The 17,415-nt window shown below is 38.6% G+C and carries 14 protein-coding genes; 11 read left to right on the top strand and 3 right to left on the bottom strand.

Going from position 1 to position 17,415, the window contains the following annotated elements:
- Nucleotide 1: 1 nt before the first annotated feature.
- From purQ to purD, 7 genes are read left to right on the top strand one after another with little or no spacing between them, the layout of a single operon-like run.
- Nucleotides 2–685 (top strand): phosphoribosylformylglycinamidine synthase subunit PurQ, encoded by a 684-nt coding sequence (gene purQ, locus BCR22_RS08415; protein WP_069654494.1) that lies wholly within the window; start codon nt 2–4, stop codon nt 683–685.
- A complete protein-coding gene (gene purL, locus BCR22_RS08410) occupies nt 682–2,904 on the top strand; it encodes a phosphoribosylformylglycinamidine synthase subunit PurL (RefSeq protein WP_069654493.1) in 2,223 nt (740 codons plus the stop codon). Before purQ ends, purL begins: the two co-directional genes overlap by 4 nt.
- The gene (gene purF / locus BCR22_RS08405; protein ID WP_069654492.1) at nt 2,889–4,337 is read left to right on the top strand and encodes an amidophosphoribosyltransferase; all 1,449 of its coding nucleotides are present in this window, start codon (nt 2,889–2,891) and stop codon (nt 4,335–4,337) included. The genes purL and purF overlap by 16 nt, the downstream gene beginning before the upstream one ends.
- A 47-nt stretch (nt 4,338–4,384) precedes the next feature.
- On the top strand, nt 4,385–5,425 hold the full coding sequence (purM, locus tag BCR22_RS08400) for a phosphoribosylformylglycinamidine cyclo-ligase (RefSeq protein WP_069654491.1): 1,041 nt from the start codon (nt 4,385–4,387) through the stop codon (nt 5,423–5,425).
- Between the two features lie 2 nt (nt 5,426–5,427).
- Nucleotides 5,428–6,009: a phosphoribosylglycinamide formyltransferase gene (gene purN / locus BCR22_RS08395; RefSeq protein WP_069654490.1), complete on the top strand. Its 582-nt coding sequence runs from the start codon at nt 5,428–5,430 to the stop codon at nt 6,007–6,009.
- Nucleotides 6,009–7,550: a bifunctional phosphoribosylaminoimidazolecarboxamide formyltransferase/IMP cyclohydrolase gene (purH, locus tag BCR22_RS08390; protein ID WP_069654489.1), complete on the top strand. Its 1,542-nt coding sequence runs from the start codon at nt 6,009–6,011 to the stop codon at nt 7,548–7,550. The genes purN and purH overlap by 1 nt, the downstream gene beginning before the upstream one ends.
- Before the next feature lie 14 nt (nt 7,551–7,564).
- A complete protein-coding gene (gene purD, locus BCR22_RS08385) occupies nt 7,565–8,830 on the top strand; it encodes a phosphoribosylamine--glycine ligase (RefSeq protein ID WP_069654488.1) in 1,266 nt (421 codons plus the stop codon).
- An 85-nt stretch (nt 8,831–8,915) separates the two neighbouring features.
- On the opposite strand, the gene BCR22_RS08380 is transcribed toward purD, so the two are convergent.
- Entirely contained in the window at nt 8,916–9,299 is a 384-nt protein-coding gene (locus BCR22_RS08380) for a hypothetical protein (protein WP_069654487.1), read from the bottom strand.
- Between the two features lie 95 nt (nt 9,300–9,394).
- The gene (locus tag BCR22_RS08375; RefSeq protein ID WP_069654486.1) at nt 9,395–10,063 is read right to left on the bottom strand and encodes a DNA/RNA non-specific endonuclease; all 669 of its coding nucleotides are present in this window, start codon (nt 10,061–10,063) and stop codon (nt 9,395–9,397) included.
- Between the two features lie 199 nt (nt 10,064–10,262).
- On the opposite strand from BCR22_RS08375, the gene BCR22_RS08370 reads away from it, so the two are divergent.
- The 4 genes from BCR22_RS08370 to BCR22_RS08355 all read left to right on the top strand — a co-directional run bounded on the left by BCR22_RS08370 (nt 10,263) and on the right by BCR22_RS08355 (nt 16,658).
- The gene (locus BCR22_RS08370) at nt 10,263–10,964 is read left to right on the top strand and encodes an ABC transporter ATP-binding protein (protein WP_069654485.1); all 702 of its coding nucleotides are present in this window, start codon (nt 10,263–10,265) and stop codon (nt 10,962–10,964) included.
- Nucleotides 10,965–14,399 carry an FtsX-like permease family protein gene (locus BCR22_RS08365; protein WP_083241788.1) on the top strand — a complete coding sequence of 1,145 codons (3,435 nt, stop codon included), beginning with the start codon at nt 10,965–10,967 and terminating at the stop codon, nt 14,397–14,399.
- A gap of 235 nt (nt 14,400–14,634) precedes the next feature.
- On the top strand, nt 14,635–15,159 hold the full coding sequence (locus tag BCR22_RS08360) for an NfeD family membrane protein (protein WP_069654483.1): 525 nt from the start codon (nt 14,635–14,637) through the stop codon (nt 15,157–15,159).
- 20 nt (nt 15,160–15,179) lie between these two features.
- Nucleotides 15,180–16,658, top strand: coding sequence for a flotillin family protein (locus BCR22_RS08355; protein ID WP_069654482.1), 1,479 nt, complete (start codon nt 15,180–15,182; stop codon nt 16,656–16,658).
- 41 nt (nt 16,659–16,699) lie between these two features.
- Here BCR22_RS08355 and BCR22_RS08350 read toward each other — a convergent pair whose 3' ends face one another.
- Nucleotides 16,700–17,308 carry an FUSC family protein gene (locus BCR22_RS08350; RefSeq protein WP_069654481.1) on the bottom strand — a complete coding sequence of 203 codons (609 nt, stop codon included), beginning with the start codon at nt 17,306–17,308 and terminating at the stop codon, nt 16,700–16,702.
- Nucleotides 17,309–17,415 lie beyond the last annotated feature (107 nt).

Genomic DNA, 17,415 nt, shown 5'->3' with positions numbered 1-17,415 from the left:
GATGAAATTTGCAGTGATTGTTTTTCCTGGATCGAACTGTGACATGGATCTCTTATGGGCAGTCAAAGATATTTTAGGCGAAGAAGCCGAATATGTCCGTCATGATGAAGAAAGTTTAGCGGGATTTGATGGTGTTTTAATTCCTGGAGGCTTTTCATATGGAGATTATTTAAGGTGTGGTGCAATTGCTCGTTTCTCTAAAATTATTCATGAAGTGATTCGGCTGGCAGATGAAGGCAAACCGGTTTTTGGCACTTGTAATGGGTTTCAAATATTAACAGAAGCTGGGCTTTTGCCTGGTGTCTTACTTCGAAATGAATCATTGCATTTTGTATGTAAGACAATTTCCTTAAAAGTAGTAAATAATCAAACCGCGTTTACCTCAGAATATCAAAAAAATGAAGTGATCAAGTTACCTATAGCGCACGGTGAGGGAAACTATTATTGTGACGACTCAACCTTGGAACAGTTAAAAAAGAATCAGCAAATTGTCTTTACGTATGCGGATGAAAATCCAAATGGAAGTCTTGCTAATATCGCAGGAATTATCAATAAGAACGGCAATGTCCTAGGGATGATGCCACACCCAGAACGGGCTGTAGAAAGTTTATTAGGATCGGAGGACGGTTTACGTTTCTTCAAATCAATCGTTAAAAACTATGGAAAGGTTAGGGCGAATACATGATGGAAGTGAAAGAACCTACAGCACAGGAAATTAAAAGTCAACGGATCTATTCGGAATGGGGGCTAACGGATGAAGAATATCACATGATCGAAAAAGATATTCTAGGACGTATGCCAAACTACACCGAAACTGGACTATTTTCTGTGATGTGGAGTGAACACTGCTCATATAAAAACTCAAAACCCGTATTAAGAAAATTTCCCACAAAGGGATCACGCGTTTTGCAAGGACCAGGTGAAGGAGCTGGGATCGTCGATATTGGTGATGGTCAAGCTGTCGTGTTCAAGGCGGAAAGTCACAATCATCCATCGGCTGTTGAGCCATATGAAGGAGCTGCAACAGGAGTGGGTGGAATCATCAGAGATATTTTTAGTATGGGTGCTCGTCCGATTGCACTTTTGGATTCATTGCGCTTTGGTGAATTGTCCAATGAACGGACTAAATATCTTCTAGAGGAAGTGGTAGCTGGTATCAGTGGATATGGAAACTGTATTGGTATTCCAACGGTTGGTGGAGAAGTAGCGTTTGACTCATGTTATGAAGGAAATCCGTTAGTAAATGCGATGTGTGTTGGGTTGATCGATCATAAAGATATTCAAAAAGGTCAGGCCAAAGGAATTGGGAATGCCATTATGTATGTTGGAGCGAAAACAGGACGCGACGGCATACATGGCGCAACTTTTGCTTCAGAAGAGTTTGTTGAAGGAGAAGACCAACAACGCTCAGCTGTTCAAGTTGGAGATCCGTTTATGGAAAAATTATTGCTTGAAGCTTGTTTGGAATTGATTCTAGAGCATGCTGATATTTTAATAGGAATTCAGGATATGGGTGCCGCTGGACTAGTTTCTTCAAGTGCCGAAATGGCATCCAAAGCAGGAACTGGCTTGATTTTAGATTTAGATGACGTGCCTCAGCGTGAAACGGGAATGACACCATATGAAATGATGTTATCAGAGTCTCAAGAGCGAATGTTGATCTGTGTTAAAAAAGGACATGAAGCAAAAGTTGTTGAACTTTTTCAAAAATATGAATTAGACGCTGTAACGATTGGGAAAGTAACAGAGGATGGATTGTATCGTTTGTACCATAAAGGTGTCGAGGTAGCGAATTTACCGGTCGATGCATTGGCAGAAGATGCACCTGTTTATAATAAAGAACGAAAAGAACCAGCGAGAATCAAAAAATTTGAAGCATTAAAGAATTTCCACCCCCATATTATCGACGGAACAAAGACGATGATGGATTTATTGCAACAACCAACGATTGCCTCTAAAAAAAGGATTTATGCAACCTATGATTCTCAGGTACAAACGAATACAGTTGTGTTGCCGGGAAGTGACGCCGCTGTTTTGCGTGTCCGTGGAACGAAAAAAGCATTAGCAATGACAACAGATTGTAATGCTCGTTATCTTTATCTTAACCCGGAAATCGGTGGTCAGATCGCCGTAGCGGAGGCTGCGAGAAATATTGTGGCAAGTGGCGGACAACCACTTGCTATTACCGATTGTTTAAATTACGGATCGCCAGATAAACCAGAAGGATTTTGGGAACTTTGGACCTCAGCAGACGGCATCGCTAAAGCCTGTGAAGTTTTGGAAACACCAGTGATTTCTGGAAATGTTTCTTTATACAATGAAACAAACGGACAGGCCATTTATCCAACGCCAGTGATTGGAATGGTTGGTTTGATAGAAGATTTATCGCATATTACCACCCAAGATTTTAAAATGGCGGATGATTTGATTTACGTTCTTGGCGAGACAAAAGATGATTTTAATGGCAGTGAATTACAAAAGATGATGCTTGGCTTCATTGAAGGAAAAATAATGGACTTTGATTTAGCGGTTGAAAAAGAAATTCAACAGCTAGTGCTGATAGCTATTAAAGCCGGAATGCTCGAAAGCGCTCATGATTGTTCGGAAGGTGGACTAGCAATTGCATTAGCAGAGTCGGCTTTTAAAAATGAATTAGGCATAGAAGTAGATTTGGCTATGCCAGTCTCATTCCTCTTTTCAGAATCCCAGTCACGATTTATAGTGTCAGTCAGGCCAGAAAACCAACAAATGTTTGAAGAAATGATGCAAGAAAAAGCTGTGTTGATTGGAAAAGTAACGGTTAGCGGGAAAATCAGTATTCAAACGAAAGATCAAAAAATCGAATTGATAACACAAACAGCTAAAGGGCTGTGGGAGGAAGCGATTCCATGTCTTATGAAGTGAAAAGTTTAAATGAAGAATGTGGTATTTTTGGTATTTGGGGACATCCTGATGCGGCTCGTGTGACTTATTTTGGACTCCATAGCTTGCAACATAGAGGACAAGAAGGTGCTGGGATTGTTTCGAATAATGATGGCAAATTAAATGGATACCGAGGATTAGGCTTACTCTCAGAAGTATTTAAAGAGAATCGGACTTTAACTTCTTTGAGTGGAAATTCAGCGATTGGTCATGTGCGGTATGCTACTGCAGGAAATGGTAGTGTAGATAATATTCAACCGTTTCTATTTAAATTTTATGATGGTGCCTGTGGCTTAGCACATAACGGTAATTTAACGAATGCAAAAAGCTTACGAAAAGAGCTAGAGCAAGACGGCGCGATATTTCATTCCAATTCGGATACCGAAATTTTGATGCATTTGATTCGGCGTAGCAAACAATCGACCTTTATTGAACAACTAAAAGAAAGCCTGCAGACTATCAAAGGTGGTTTCGCTTATCTTTTAATGACAGAGACAGCAATGATTGCGGCGCTCGATCCTAATGCTTTTCGACCCTTATCCATCGGTCAAATGAAAAATGGGGCGTATGTGATTGCCAGCGAAACGTGCGCATTAGAAGTTATTGGTGCTTCATTTGTTCGTGATGTAGGACCGGGTGAAGTAATCATCATTGATGATACTGGCTATAAAATCGAGCGTTACACTCAAGACACTCAATATGCGATATGCTCAATGGAATATATTTATTTTGCTAGACCAGATTCTAATATAGCTGGTGTCAACGTGCATACAGCTCGCAAAAATATGGGCAAACGGTTAGCAAAAGAAGCACCAATTGAAGCAGATATGGTAGTCGGAGTACCAAACTCTTCTCTTTCAGCAGCGAGTGGTTATGCAGAAGCGAGTGGTATTCCCTACGAAATGGGCTTGGTAAAAAATCAATATATCGCTAGAACCTTTATTCAACCCACACAAGAATTGCGAGAACAAGGAGTTCGGATGAAACTTTCTGCTGTTCGTGGCGTAGTCGAAGGGAAGCGTGTCATCATGGTGGATGACTCAATTGTCCGCGGAACGACTAGTCGTCGCATCGTACAATTGCTTAAAGATGCGGGGGCAAAAGAAGTCCATGTACGTATTGCGTCACCTCCTCTAAGATTTCCTTGCTTTTATGGAATCGATATTCAAACAAGAAAAGAATTAATTGCTGCAAATCACTCAGTAGCTGAAATCGAACAGTTGATCAAAGCAGACTCTTTGTGCTTTTTAAGTGAGCAAGGGTTGATCGATGCCATTGGTCTTAACTATGAGGCACCTTATTCTGGGTTGTGTATGGCTTATTTTAATGGTGATTATCCGACACCTTTATATGATTATGAAGAAAAATATCAAGCAACATTGAAGGATAAAATCAATTTTGCCACAATAAACTAAAAAGCTAAAAAAGAATACCGTTCATAAATCGTTAGGAGGAAACTATATTGGGAAATGCTTATACAAAAGCGGGCGTTGATGTTGAAGCAGGTTATGAAGTGGTAGAAAGAATCAAGAAACATGTTAAACGTACTGAACGAATGGGTGTGATGGGTGCACTTGGTGGTTTCGGTGGTTGTTTTGATTTAAGTACGGTGGAAGTGAAGGAACCTATCTTGATTTCGGGAACAGATGGTGTTGGAACAAAATTAATGATCGCGATTGAAGAAAACAAACATGACACGATTGGGATTGATTGTGTGGCGATGTGCGTCAATGATATCGTTGCACAGGGAGCAGAACCCCTCTATTTCCTCGATTATATTGCTACAGGGAAAAACAGACCAGAGCACTTGGAGCAAGTGGTAGCAGGTGTAGCGGAAGGGTGTCTTCAGGCTGGAGCCGCATTAATTGGTGGTGAGACAGCTGAAATGCCGGGTATGTATAACGATAACGACTATGATTTGGCAGGATTCACAGTGGGCATTGCAGAGAAAAGCCAATTAGTCACAGGTGAAAATATTCGAGAAGGAGACGTTCTTTTGGGATTAGCATCTAGCGGAATACATTCAAACGGGTACTCTCTTGTTCGTAAAATTTTTTTTGAGATGCACCAAATGACTGGAAAAACAGTGATTCCAGAACTTGATGGAAAACAATTAAGGGAGGAACTGTTGATTCCCACCAAAATTTATGCAAAGATGCTACTACCGTTAATTAAACAGGAATTAGTGAATGGGATTGCGCATATCACTGGGGGCGGTTTTGTGGAAAATATCCCCAGGATGCTCCCAAAAAATTTATCAGCGGAAATCCATTTAGATAGCTGGCCGACATTGCCGATTTTCTCAATATTGGAAAAATACGGTCAAATTCCACCAATGGAAATGTACGAGATTTTCAATATGGGGATTGGAATGGTTTTAGCTGTTTCACCTGAAAAAATCGACGATGTTCAGGGGATTCTAAACGAATGTAACGAACCAAGTTATATTATTGGAAATGTCATTACTAAAGAGAAACAAAGTATTACCTTTAAAGAGGTGTAGAAATGAAATTAGCCGTGTTTGCCTCAGGAAATGGAAGCAACTTTCAGGCAATTGCCGAAGCTGTTGCGATCGGAACAATCAATGCAGAGCTTACTTTGTTGTTTTGTGATAGAAAAGATGCCTATGTTGTCCAGCGAGCACGATCAATGTCAATTCCAGTTGTGTCATTTTCACCAAAAGATTTTGAATCAAAAGCATTATATGAAGGAGAAATCCTCCATCTTTTGGAAGAGGAGCAAATTGACTTGGTGGTTTTAGCTGGATATATGAGAATCATTGGGCCGACATTGTTAGAAGAATTTTCAAATCGTATAATCAATATTCACCCTTCATTATTACCAGATTTTTCTGGTCTCCATGGCATCAGGGATGCTTTTTATGGAAATGTACGTGAGACAGGTGTAACGATTCATTATGTGGATAACGGCATAGATACTGGACCAATAATTGCTCAAGAAAAAGTAACAATTGACGCGACAGATACACTTGTTTCTCTAGAAGAAAAAATCCACAAAGTGGAGCATAAATTATTTCCTGCGGTTTTAGCAGAACTTATAAAAACGCAGCAAGGAGAGCGCATTTGATGATAAAAAGAAGAGCATTGATCAGTGTTTCAGATAAAACGGGAATAATCGCGTTTGCGAGAGGATTAGTAGCCCAAGGGATTGAGATTATATCTACAGGAGGAACAAAAGCAACTCTTGAACAAGAAGGAATTCCCACAATTCCTATAGAGGAGGTAACCGATTTTCCAGAGATGATGGATGGTCGAGTTAAAACATTACATCCAAAAATTCATGGAGGGTTATTAGGTCGCCGTGATTTGACTAGTCATATGGAAGCGATGGAAGTACATGGAATTCAGCCAATTGATATTGTGTGTGTAAACTTATATCCATTTAAAGAAACAATTTTACAAGAAGGAGTAACGAAAGAGCAAGCAATCGAAAATATTGATATTGGTGGACCAAGTATGTTGAGAAGTGCTGCAAAAAACCATAAATTTGTGACGGTTGTGGTCGACCCAAAAGACTATACGCATGTTTTAACTGAGGTTTCAAAAATAGGAGAAACAACTCTGCCAACAAGACAAAAATTAGCAGCTAAAGTGTTTCGACATACTGCAGCTTATGATGCGTTGATCGCAGAATATTTGACTGATAGTGTTGATGAAAAAGACCCTGAAACATTAACTTTGACTTATGATTTAAAACAAATATTACGCTACGGAGAAAATAGTCACCAGCAAGCTGTGTTTTATCAAACTGCATTACCCGTTTCATTTTCAATTGCGAATGCGAAGCAACTACATGGTAAAGAACTCTCTTACAATAATATCAAAGATGCAGATGCGGCGATTCGTATTTCTAGAGAGTTTGATCAACCAGCTGTCGTAGCAGTCAAACATATGAATCCTTGTGGAATCGGGATTGGGGCAACAATCAAAGCGGCATATCAATATGCATATGAAGCAGATCCAGTCTCTATTTTTGGTGGAATCATTGTGTTAAACCGTGAAGTGGATAGCGAAATAGCTGAAAAAATGCATCAACTGTTTCTTGAAATAATTATTGCACCAAGTTTTTCAGAAGAAGCATTCAAAATTTTAAGTAGCAAAAAGAATCTTCGCCTGATGACGTTAGATTTCTCTAAAAAGGATCAAGCGCGAGAAGATGAGAAAGTGTCAGTTTTAGGTGGACTGCTTGTTCAAAATCAAGATATTGTCGAAGAAAAAGTGGAAAACTGGCAAGTCGTTACGAAACGACAACCGACAGAGGAAGAATTAAAAGCGCTAGAATTTGCATGGAAAACGGTCAAACATGTTAAGAGCAATGCTATTGTGGTGACAAATAATCACCAAACTTTAGGCATTGGCGCAGGTCAAATGAATCGAGTAGGGTCCGTACAAATTGCAATCGAACAAGCAGGTGGAAAGGTCAGCGAGGCAGTCCTAGCCAGCGATGCTTTTTTCCCGATGGGAGATAGTGTCGAATACGCTGGGGAAAATGGAATTAAGGCGATCATTCAACCAGGTGGGAGTATCAAAGATCAAGAGTCAATCGAAATGGCAGATAAGTATGGAATCGCCATGGTATTTACAGATATCAGACACTTTAGACATTAAAAGGAGACATACTAATGGGATTAACAATTTTAGTCATTGGAAGCGGTGGTAGGGAGCATGTGATTGCACAAAAATTACTGCAGAGTCCTATTGTAAAGACTGTTTATTGCGCTAAAGGAAACGATGGAATGAAAAAAGATGGGATACAATTAGTAGATCTTGCAGAAAACGATCATTCCGGATTAATCAAATTTGCTAAAGAAAAAGGAGTCGATTGGACATTCATCGGACCTGAAATTCCATTGTTAAATGGAATCGTAGATGATTTTGCAGCCGCTGGTCTATTGGCTTTCGGGCCGCTTAAAGAGGCAGCATTCATTGAAGGATCTAAAGATTTTGCGAAGAAAATCATGAAGAAATACAAAATACCGACAGCAAATCATCAAACCTTTTTTGATTTTAATGACGCACGAGATTATGTGATTAAAAAGGGGGCGCCAATTGTTATCAAAGCGGACGGGCTAGCTGCAGGAAAAGGGGTAATTGTAGCTGAGACTACTGATGAGGCAATTGATGCATTGAAAGAGATGCTCAAAGAAAATAAATTTGGATCAAGTGGTGCTAAAGTTGTAATCGAAGAGTTTCTTTCGGGAGAAGAATTTTCTTTGCTCGCATTTGTTCGAGGTCAAGAAGTTTATCCAATGGTGATTGCACAAGATCACAAACGTTCGTATGATAATGACTTGGGTCCAAATACGGGAGGTATGGGCGCCTATAGCCCAGTACCACAAATACCTGATCGTTTAGTCAAAGAAGCAGTTGAAACAATTGTAAAACCTACTGTAAGAGGAATGGCGGCAGAAAACCGATCATTTACCGGGATTTTGTATACAGGATTGATTGCTACAAAAACAGGGCCAAAAGTGATTGAGTTTAATGCTCGTTTCGGTGATCCTGAAACACAAGTCGTCTTACAACGGTTAGAAAGTGATTTTGCTCAAATTATTGATGATTTACTAAAAGGGAAACAGCCAGATATTCAGTGGAAAAAAGAGGGGTACAGTTTGGGTGTAGTTGTTGCAGCCGAGGGTTATCCAAACGACTATAAAAAAGGGAATCCGCTCCCAAACTTTTCCTATTTAGAGTCAGAACAAGTCTATTATGCGGGAGTGAAGGAAGTTGCAGGACAACTAGTCTCAAATGGCGGACGTGTTTACCTTATTGAAGCCAGCGGTAAATCACTAGTAGAGGCTCAAGAGGCTGTATATAACGTGTTGAATAATACAGATACAACAGGTACTTTTTATCGCAAAGATATTGGATTTAAAGCGTTTGACTAATTGGTTTTAAGTCTAGAGGAAAAATAAAAAATAGACGAATGTAAAACGTTTCAGGGTTTACATTTGTCTATTTTTTACTGCATTTTTAATTTGAAGGTAAGATGTTAGAATGAATTGCTCCATTTGTATAGGCAATAAAAAAATCTGCTAAGACAAGCTCATATGTTTCAATATCCGATGTATAAAGTGAAACAGGAATGACAAAAGTTTGTTCAGTTGTACCAGCAATATAATCGCCATCAATCGTTTGAGCCACGACTAGAAATCCAAGTTCTTTCCAACGTGTAATATCATCTAAATCAACCGTTTCATCAGAAGAAAGATACTGTACGTTTTGCTCAAACTGTTCTTCTATAGTTTGACTAAAAATAATCGTACTTTCTTCATCTTGTTGATTTTCTAACACCACGCTTAAAAATTGTTGCGGGTCACATACAGTAAGTTGGTCTTTGATTAGTTGAAAATCCATTAGGGTACCTCCTAGTTTAAACATGAAACAGGCTCGTTTCGCTTTAATATAAGAATGTTAATAGGTGATATTTGCGCAATTCGAATCAATAGTACCTAGCGCTCGTTTAATATCGTCACTCGAAAATCAACCGTTGTATTTTTGTTTAGTCCTTTTGCTTCCAATTCAATTTCCTTGCATAATAATTTTGTTCCTTCATAAACAGGTGTAACACGATAACGAATGGTTTCACCTTTATCTAATGCTTGACGAATCTGGTTTTCATATTTAGTCATAAAAGGCGTATTGACGGGTGTTTGATAAAGAGTGGTGAGGTTTCTTGCATCATCACCTGAACCGCCAAGTTGACGTCCAATCAAATGACCCCTAGAATGATTCGTTGGTTCTAAACCAGACACAAAACCAGGGGGACGAATGTCTTTATTCGCAGAAGTTCCTGTATTGACCATCGTGGGTTTCAATAAGGCGTCAGCGCCAGTTGCTCGTCCGAGTGAGTCTAAAGAGTGGTAATCAATCCAGCCATTTTTTTTATCAGCTAATTCAGTAGCTGAAAAGGTTGCAGGCCCTAATTCTTTTGGTCCAGGATTTGTTGAACTTACAGGTTTTGTTGTACTTGGTTCGGTTTTCTCTTGAGTGTGAATGCCGAATAATTCTTGAATAGTATCTGGAACTTGAACGCCAAAGACGCCCAATACCAAAATTATTAAAACCGCCACAAGCATCACTGCTGGGTTAAATGGGGGTTTTTGTTTTTTTCTTGCCATGATTTTTCTCCTAACTACTATCAGAGATTGAGAAAGAAAAGTTATTTACTGAGTAAAATTTTCAGACTCATCCTTTCGTTGATTTAATCTCATCCATACATTATACGAAAAAAATATAAAAAATCAAAACGCTTTTGACTTGTCAGAGGACTTGTTTGTCTACTTATGATAAAATTCTTTTGAGAGGGGATTGAATTAAATGGCGTATATTGACGTAATAAATGAATATAAACGATATCATATGGGTGATACGACGATTGCTGCAAATGATGGGATTAGTTTTTCAGTAGAAAAAGGCGAAGTTGCCGTTATTTTAGGACCAAGTGGTGCAGGTAAATCAACTGTGCTGAATATTTTAGGTGGAATGGATTCGTGTGACGAAGGGCAAATCGTAATCGATGGGACCGACATTGCAAAATTCAATGAAAAACAATTGACCACCTATCGTAGAAATGACGTTGGCTTTGTTTTTCAATTTTACAACTTAGTACCGAATTTGACGACCAAAGAAAATGTTGAATTAGCATCTCAAATCGTTTCTGATGCATTGAATCCTGAGGAAGTGCTGCAATCAGTTGGTTTAGGTGCTAGATTAGATAACTTTCCAGCCCAATTATCTGGTGGGGAACAGCAACGGGTAACGATTGCTAGAGCGATTGCTAAACGGCCTAAATTATTACTGTGCGATGAACCTACAGGAGCATTGGACTATGAAACTGGAAAACAAATCCTAACGATCTTACAAGATACTGCTCGTAAAACAGGAACTACTGTCATCATTATCACACATAATTCAGCAATTGCCCCAATGGCGGACCGCGTAATCCGTATCAATGATGCTAAAGTTCGAAGTGTGACAATTAACGATGAACCAAAACCTGTATCTGAGATAGAATGGTAGGTGGCTGTATTGAAAAAAACTGCGTTACTTAAAACAAGTTTTCGTGAAATCAAGCAATCAAAAACCCGCTTTATATCAATTATGGGCATCATTTTTCTTGGTGTCATGGTTTTTGTCGGACTAAAAGCAACAGGACCAGACATGACCCAAACTGCATCAAACTATTATCAAAACCAAAAACTACCGGATGCTCGAATTGTCTCTACACTGGGGTTAACGGAAAAAGATGTTGAACAAGCTAAGCAAGACAAAGATGTGGCAATTGTTTCTCCTAGATACACAAAAGATATTGTCATCAGTGAGCGAAACGTAGCAGTAAAATTTGTTAGTTATGACTTAGATGAAAAGCAACCAATGATCGATTATCGAGTGATTGAAGGTCGGATGCCCAAAAAGAGTGGCGAAATCGCCTTAGATGATCTAGCTCAATTGCGAGGACACTATAAATTAGGTGAAACACTGACACTTTCAAAGGAAGATGACAAAGACAAGTCACTAAAAAAACAAACCTTTAAAATCGTTGGTTTTGTGCAATCACCGGAATATATCGAGAACACCTCTCGAGGAAATACGACAATTGGCAAAGGATCACTAGATTTTTTTGCAGTAGTACCTAAAGAAGACATGGCTCTTTCCACCTATACTGAGATTCTTTTATTGTTTAAAGGTCTAGATGATTTAGACAGCTATTCTAGTGAGTACAAAGATAAACGAGATAAAGCACTCACATCAGTCAAACAAGCACTTAAAAATCGTCCAGAACAACGAGCAGAAGAAATTCGTCAAGAATCAAAAACGTCAGTTGAAAAAGCGCAAAAAGAAATTTCTGATGGCGAGAACGCGCTGAAAGATGCTGAAAATAAACTTAACACAAGCGAACAAGAATTAGCAGCAGGAAAGCAAGAACTAGCACAAGCGCAAGCGACCTACACGGAACAAATCACAGCCGCAGAGAACAAACTCATAGCAAATCAAGCAACAATCACAACGGGTGAAAATGAACTTGCTTCGCAAAAAAGTGTACTTGAACAAAAGCAAAATGAATTAGCGCAAGCCCAAACTCAAGTTGCGCAAGGTCAAAATGCTTTACCAGGATTACAACAGCAACGGAACGAGTTAGCTGGATCGGGCGAATCATTAAATCAGTTAGTCAATGGTTACCAAAGTTTAGCCTCCACTGTTGCTCTTTTAGATCGAGTGCCAGATGATACATTAGCAGAAAGTATTGCAGATGCAGCACCACAAATACAAGCAGCTGTACAAGCTTTAGGGTCGCCAGAAGAGATCACTGCCGCGACAAATCAATTGCTCTCTCAACCTGAAAGAGCCAATATTGCTGTTGTTATGGGAACAATCAATGGTGCTTTAGCCAATCTGTCGGCACAACAAGCTCAGATTACTCAAGGTATACAAACCCTTGACCAAAATATCAATATGATCAATCAATCGATTGCACAATATACAGAAGGGCAACAACAACTTGTAGCAGCTGAAACGCAAATCAATCAAGCCGAAGCGCAGTTAGCTTCCGGAAAAGAACAACTAGCAGCTGGGCGGGCGCAATTGGAACAGTCGAAAATTGACGGTCAAGCAAAATTAAACGAGGCGCAAGCAAAAATAGATGAAGGGCAAAAAGCCTACGAAGAAGGGTTGGCAGAGTTTCAAAAGAAAAAGACAGAAACGTCAACAAAACTAAATGACGCCAAAAAAGAATTAGAAAAAAAACAAAAAGAATTAGCAGACCTAAAAGCGGCTGATTATTATTATTTTACAAGAGATGACAATCCTGGTTATTCTGAATATGAAGATAACGCCAATCGGATTTCTTCCTTATCAACTGTTTTTCCAATATTCTTTTTCTTGATCGCAGCATTAGTGAGTTTAACAACGATGACGCGAATGGTTGAGGAAAAACGGATGGAAATTGGGAGTCTAAAAGCATTGGGGTATCGCAATGGAGAAATTGCGTTTAAATTTTTAGTTTATGCAGCAATCGCAAGTCTATGTGGTGCTGTTTTAGGGTTGTTCGTCGGTTATTATTTATTTCCAACGATTATCTTTGATGCGTATGGACAATTATATAACATTCCAGACTTTGTTACGCCATGGTATTTAAGCTATAGTCTGATTGGCATATTAGTGGCTGTTCTATGTACGGCAGGTGCTGCGATGGTGGTTTTACGAATCGACTTATTTAGCACTCCAGCGATTTTACTCCGTCCTAAGGCACCTAAAGCCGGACAAAGAATTTGGCTAGAGCGGATTAAACCCATATGGAATCGATTAAGTTTTATACAAAAAGTTACGGCACGAAATTTGTTCCGTTATAAACAACGAATGTTAATGACCGTTTTAGGAATAGCCGGCTGTATGGCATTGATCATCACTGGTTTTGGTTTAAAAGATTCCATTTCAGATATCGTAGATGTCCAATTTAATAAAATTTGGCACTATCAGGCAATTGTGACGTTTAAAGGAGATAAATCCGAAAAAGATGAGCAGAACTACCAAGCTGTATTGGATAAAGTCGATGGCTTGAAAGAGACGATGCCGTTATACACTGAATCTTTAAAAACAACGAAAAAGTCTAGTGCTAAACAAGATGTTTCTATCTATGTACCTGAGAAGCCGAAAGAAATCGATCAATTCATTTTATTCAATGATCGACAATCAGCTGAAAAATACCAGCTAACTAATGATGGCGTGATCATTAACGAAAAATTAGCGAATCTGTTCCATTATAAAATGGGTGACACACTTGTTTTGAAAAATAGTGACAATCAGGAATATAAGCTTAAAATCAGTGCTATTGCTGAAAATTATACAGGACACTTTGCGTACATGTCTCCGGACTATTATGAAAAAATCTTTAAAAAATCCCCTAGCTACAATACGGACTTTTTACTCTTTGACAAAACACCTAGTGAAAAAGTAGAAAACAAAATCGGGAAGGAATTGATGGAAAATCAAAACGTTTTAAATGTTTCATTTTTATCAATTTCAAGTGATGCTTTAGATGATACAATTCATAGTTTAAATATTGTCGTTTGGGTCTTGATTACAGTTTCTGGCTTATTGGCATTCATAGTTTTATACAATTTAACGAATATCAATATTTCTGAACGAATCAGGGAACTTTCAACAATCAAAGTCTTAGGGTTTTACGATAAAGAAGTCACGATGTATGTGTATCGGGAAAATATTATTTTAACTATGATCGGGATTTTCATCGGCTGTTTCTTTGGAAAGCTTGTTCACAGTTATGTATTGACAACAGTCGAAGTTGATATGCTGATGTTCTCGCCAACGATTCATTGGCTTAGCTATATGTATTCAGCGTTGATCACTCTGTTCTTTACATTACTGGTCATGTTCTTTATGCATAGAAAACTGAAGAAAGTCGATATGATTGAGGCATTGAAATCAAATGAATAAAGTAGTTAAAAAAATGAAAAAAGGCTGGGATGTGACTCTTAGAGTTATTTCTCGGTCTCTTTTCATTAATTGAAACATCTACGTCTTTTGTATGATTTTATAAGATTAGCTGTCATTTTGTACAAAGTATTGGTAAAATATAAGTATCTTCATGCGAACGTCGGGAGAAAATGGGAGAGGTTGTTAAAAGAATAAGGAGAAAAAAACGCCAAAGAAAAAAGAAAGGAGTGAGAATGTGATACGAGGAGTTCCGATTGAAACAATTTATCTTTATACCTTGATTGTTTGTGCAGGAATTGCTGTTTTATTAGTGATTTTTGGAGACATCTTTGATTTTGACGGGCCAATCGATCCAATGTTGGCAATTCCGTGGTTGGCATTTACTTCATTATTTGGGTACTTAGGAGAGCGATTGCTTGGTTGGGATCATCTGATGGTATTTCTAGTGAGTGGAGCAGTGGCGTCAATTCTAGTATTTTTCTTGAATTTTTATGTATTGGTGCCGATGAAAAATGCGGAATCGACCCTTTCGATTTCAGAAAAAGACATGGAAGGGAATATAGCAACCGTTATCACTCCGATACCAGTTGGTGGAATGGGAGAGATCCAATTGAAAAGTGTCACTGGATCAATCAGCCGACCAGCCGCTTTCTACGCTCCGCAAGATCAACCGACCGAACGAGGAGCGCAAGTACTGATCATTGAAATTAGAGAGCGTGTATGCTACGTGGTTCCTTATGAAGGAAGTTTACAATTATAAAAAAGAAGGAGTAGAAGAAAATGGAATTAGGGATTTTAGGACCAATTGTTCTGGTTGTTTTTATTTTACTGATGTTATTGATTGTGTTTATTTCAAAATATCAAACAGCCAAACCGGATGAGGCATTGATTATTAGTGGGAGTTACTTAGGAAGTAAGAATGTTCATGCCGATGAAAGCGGAAATAAGATAAAAATCGTGCGCGGCGGCGGGGCTTTTGTACTACCAGTCTTCCAACGATCAAACAGAATTAGTTTATTATCAAGTAAATTAGATGTATCCACTCCAGAAGTTTACACTGAACAAGGGGTTCCAGTAATGTGTGACGGAACATCAATCATTAAGATCGGATCGTCAGTTGAAGAAATTGCGACTGCAGCAGAACAATTTTTAGGAAAAACACGTGAAGAACTTGAAAATGAAGCACGTGAAGTATTAGAAGGACATTTGCGTTCCATTTTAGGGTCAATGACGGTAGAAGAAATTTATCAAAACCGTGATAAATTCAGTCAAAGTGTGCAGGAAGTTGCCAGTGTGGATTTAGCAAAGATGGGCTTAATTATCGTATCATTTACCATTAAAGAAGTTCGCGATAAAAATGGCTATCTGGATTCTCTAGGGAAACCAAGAATCGCACAAGTTAAACGAGATGCAGATATTGCTGAAGCTGAAGCTTGGAAGGAAACACGTATCAAAAAAGCAGAAGCAGAAAAAGAATCTCAACAAGCTGAGTTACAACGACAAACTGAAATCGCAGAAGCGTCAAAAGAAAAAGAATTAAAACTAGCAACTTATAAAGAAGCCCAAGATATTGCAAAAGCCAAAGCTGACCAAGCCTACAATTTGGAAACAGCTAAAGCCCAACAAGAAGTTATTGCCCAAGAGATGGAAGTTAAAGTCATCGAGCGTCAAAAACAAATCGAGTTGGAAGAAAAAGAAATTGTTCGTCGCGAGAAACAATATGATTCAGAAGTGAAGAAAAAAGCGGATGCTGATCGTTATGCTAAAGAGCAAGAGGCTTTAGCGCAAAAAGCTCGTGAAGTAGCCGAAGCGGAAGCCGAACGTTTCCGTGTGGAATCATTAGCCGAAGCCGAAGCCAATCAAACTCGCTTGGCAGGGCAAGCGGAAGCCGAATCTATTTTAGCTCGTGGAGCTGCTGAAGCTGAAGCAAAACAAAAAATTGCGGATGCCTTCAAGGAATACGGAGAAGCTGCTGTTTTAAGTATGGTAATGGAAATGTTACCGCAGTTAATGAAAGAAGCTGCTCAACCACTTAGCAACATTGATAAAATTTCTGTCGTCGATACAGGTGGCGGTGGTGAAAATGCGGGTGCTAACCGTATCACTAATTATGCAACGAATTTATTAGCTGGAACACAAGAAACATTAAAAGAAACAACAGGTTTAGATGTTAAAGAATTGATTGAAAACTTTTCAAAAAAAGGAACAAACAGCAATGTGAATTTCTATGGCGAAGAGGCATCAGGTGATAAAGAATAATAAAAAGCGACTAAAATCGGATATGATTTTAGTCGCTTTTTCTATTTTTCAATCTCATCGTGTTCTTTTTCGGCATTAACGCGATCTTGTACTTTCTTTTTGAGTTTTTCCAATTCTTCTTCTTTCTTTGCCAATTCGGCTAAATCCTCCTCAATTTCATGCTTTTCTTCGATTGGTTTGGGTTTAAAAAAGAAATTCAGCCCGATACCAATAAATGTTCCAATAAACGTATCGATCACTCGAGATAGAGCGAAATAAAAGGATTCCCCTTGAGGTATGCTTAAAGAAATCAGTAACAATGTAGCAATTGCCGAGATTATCCCAGAATTATTATTCATACCGTCAGAGACAACAATCACGATTATCACTAAGAGTGGCAGGAAAAATAATTCTACCATGAAATCATTTGAAAAAAGATCCTTCACTAAAAAGTAAAGAATCGCTAACCCGCCACCTAAAGTATTTCCTAAAATTCTAGATTTACCAAAAGTCAGACTAGTTGTTAAATCTTGTCGAAGGGAAAAAACAGCTGCTAGAGCCGCAATCATCGGTGCACCCCTATCTAATACTTTAAATAAAATAATACATATCATCACAGCTAATGCTGTTTTCAATGTCCGCATACCTAAACGAAAAGGACCGACTTCCATGAGCTTTCTCTCCTATAATCAACATTTAATCAGTTTTCTATTTCATGATAACCGAAATAGAGGTAAAATTACTAGTATAAAACAAAAGATTAATCAATTTTTGAGGA

Source organism: Enterococcus plantarum, from assembly GCF_001730295.1.
GTDB lineage: Bacteria > Bacillota > Bacilli > Lactobacillales > Enterococcaceae > Enterococcus_L > Enterococcus_L plantarum.
The sequence above is the reverse complement of the archived record's forward strand: the minus strand, read 5'-3'. Positions and strand labels throughout refer to the sequence as shown.

Bases quoted from the DNA above. Each gene is read 5' to 3' on its own strand.
- BCR22_RS08380 (WP_069654487.1), bottom strand. From the start codon at position 9,299: ATGGATTTTCAACTAATCAAAGACCAACTTACTGTATGTGACCCGCAA.
- BCR22_RS08350 (WP_069654481.1), bottom strand. From the start codon at position 17,308: ATGGAAGTCGGTCCTTTTCGTTTAGGTATGCGGACATTGAAAACAGCA.
- BCR22_RS08370 (WP_069654485.1), top strand. From the start codon at position 10,263: ATGGCGTATATTGACGTAATAAATGAATATAAACGATATCATATGGGT.
- BCR22_RS08355 (WP_069654482.1), top strand. From the start codon at position 15,180: ATGGAATTAGGGATTTTAGGACCAATTGTTCTGGTTGTTTTTATTTTA.
- purF (WP_069654492.1), top strand. From the start codon at position 2,889: ATGTCTTATGAAGTGAAAAGTTTAAATGAAGAATGTGGTATTTTTGGT.
- purD (WP_069654488.1), top strand. From the start codon at position 7,565: ATGGGATTAACAATTTTAGTCATTGGAAGCGGTGGTAGGGAGCATGTG.
- purN (WP_069654490.1), top strand. From the start codon at position 5,428: ATGAAATTAGCCGTGTTTGCCTCAGGAAATGGAAGCAACTTTCAGGCA.
- purH (WP_069654489.1), top strand. From the start codon at position 6,009: ATGATAAAAAGAAGAGCATTGATCAGTGTTTCAGATAAAACGGGAATA.
- BCR22_RS08375 (WP_069654486.1), bottom strand. From the start codon at position 10,063: ATGGCAAGAAAAAAACAAAAACCCCCATTTAACCCAGCAGTGATGCTT.
- purQ (WP_069654494.1), top strand. From the start codon at position 2: ATGAAATTTGCAGTGATTGTTTTTCCTGGATCGAACTGTGACATGGAT.
- purL (WP_069654493.1), top strand. From the start codon at position 682: ATGATGGAAGTGAAAGAACCTACAGCACAGGAAATTAAAAGTCAACGG.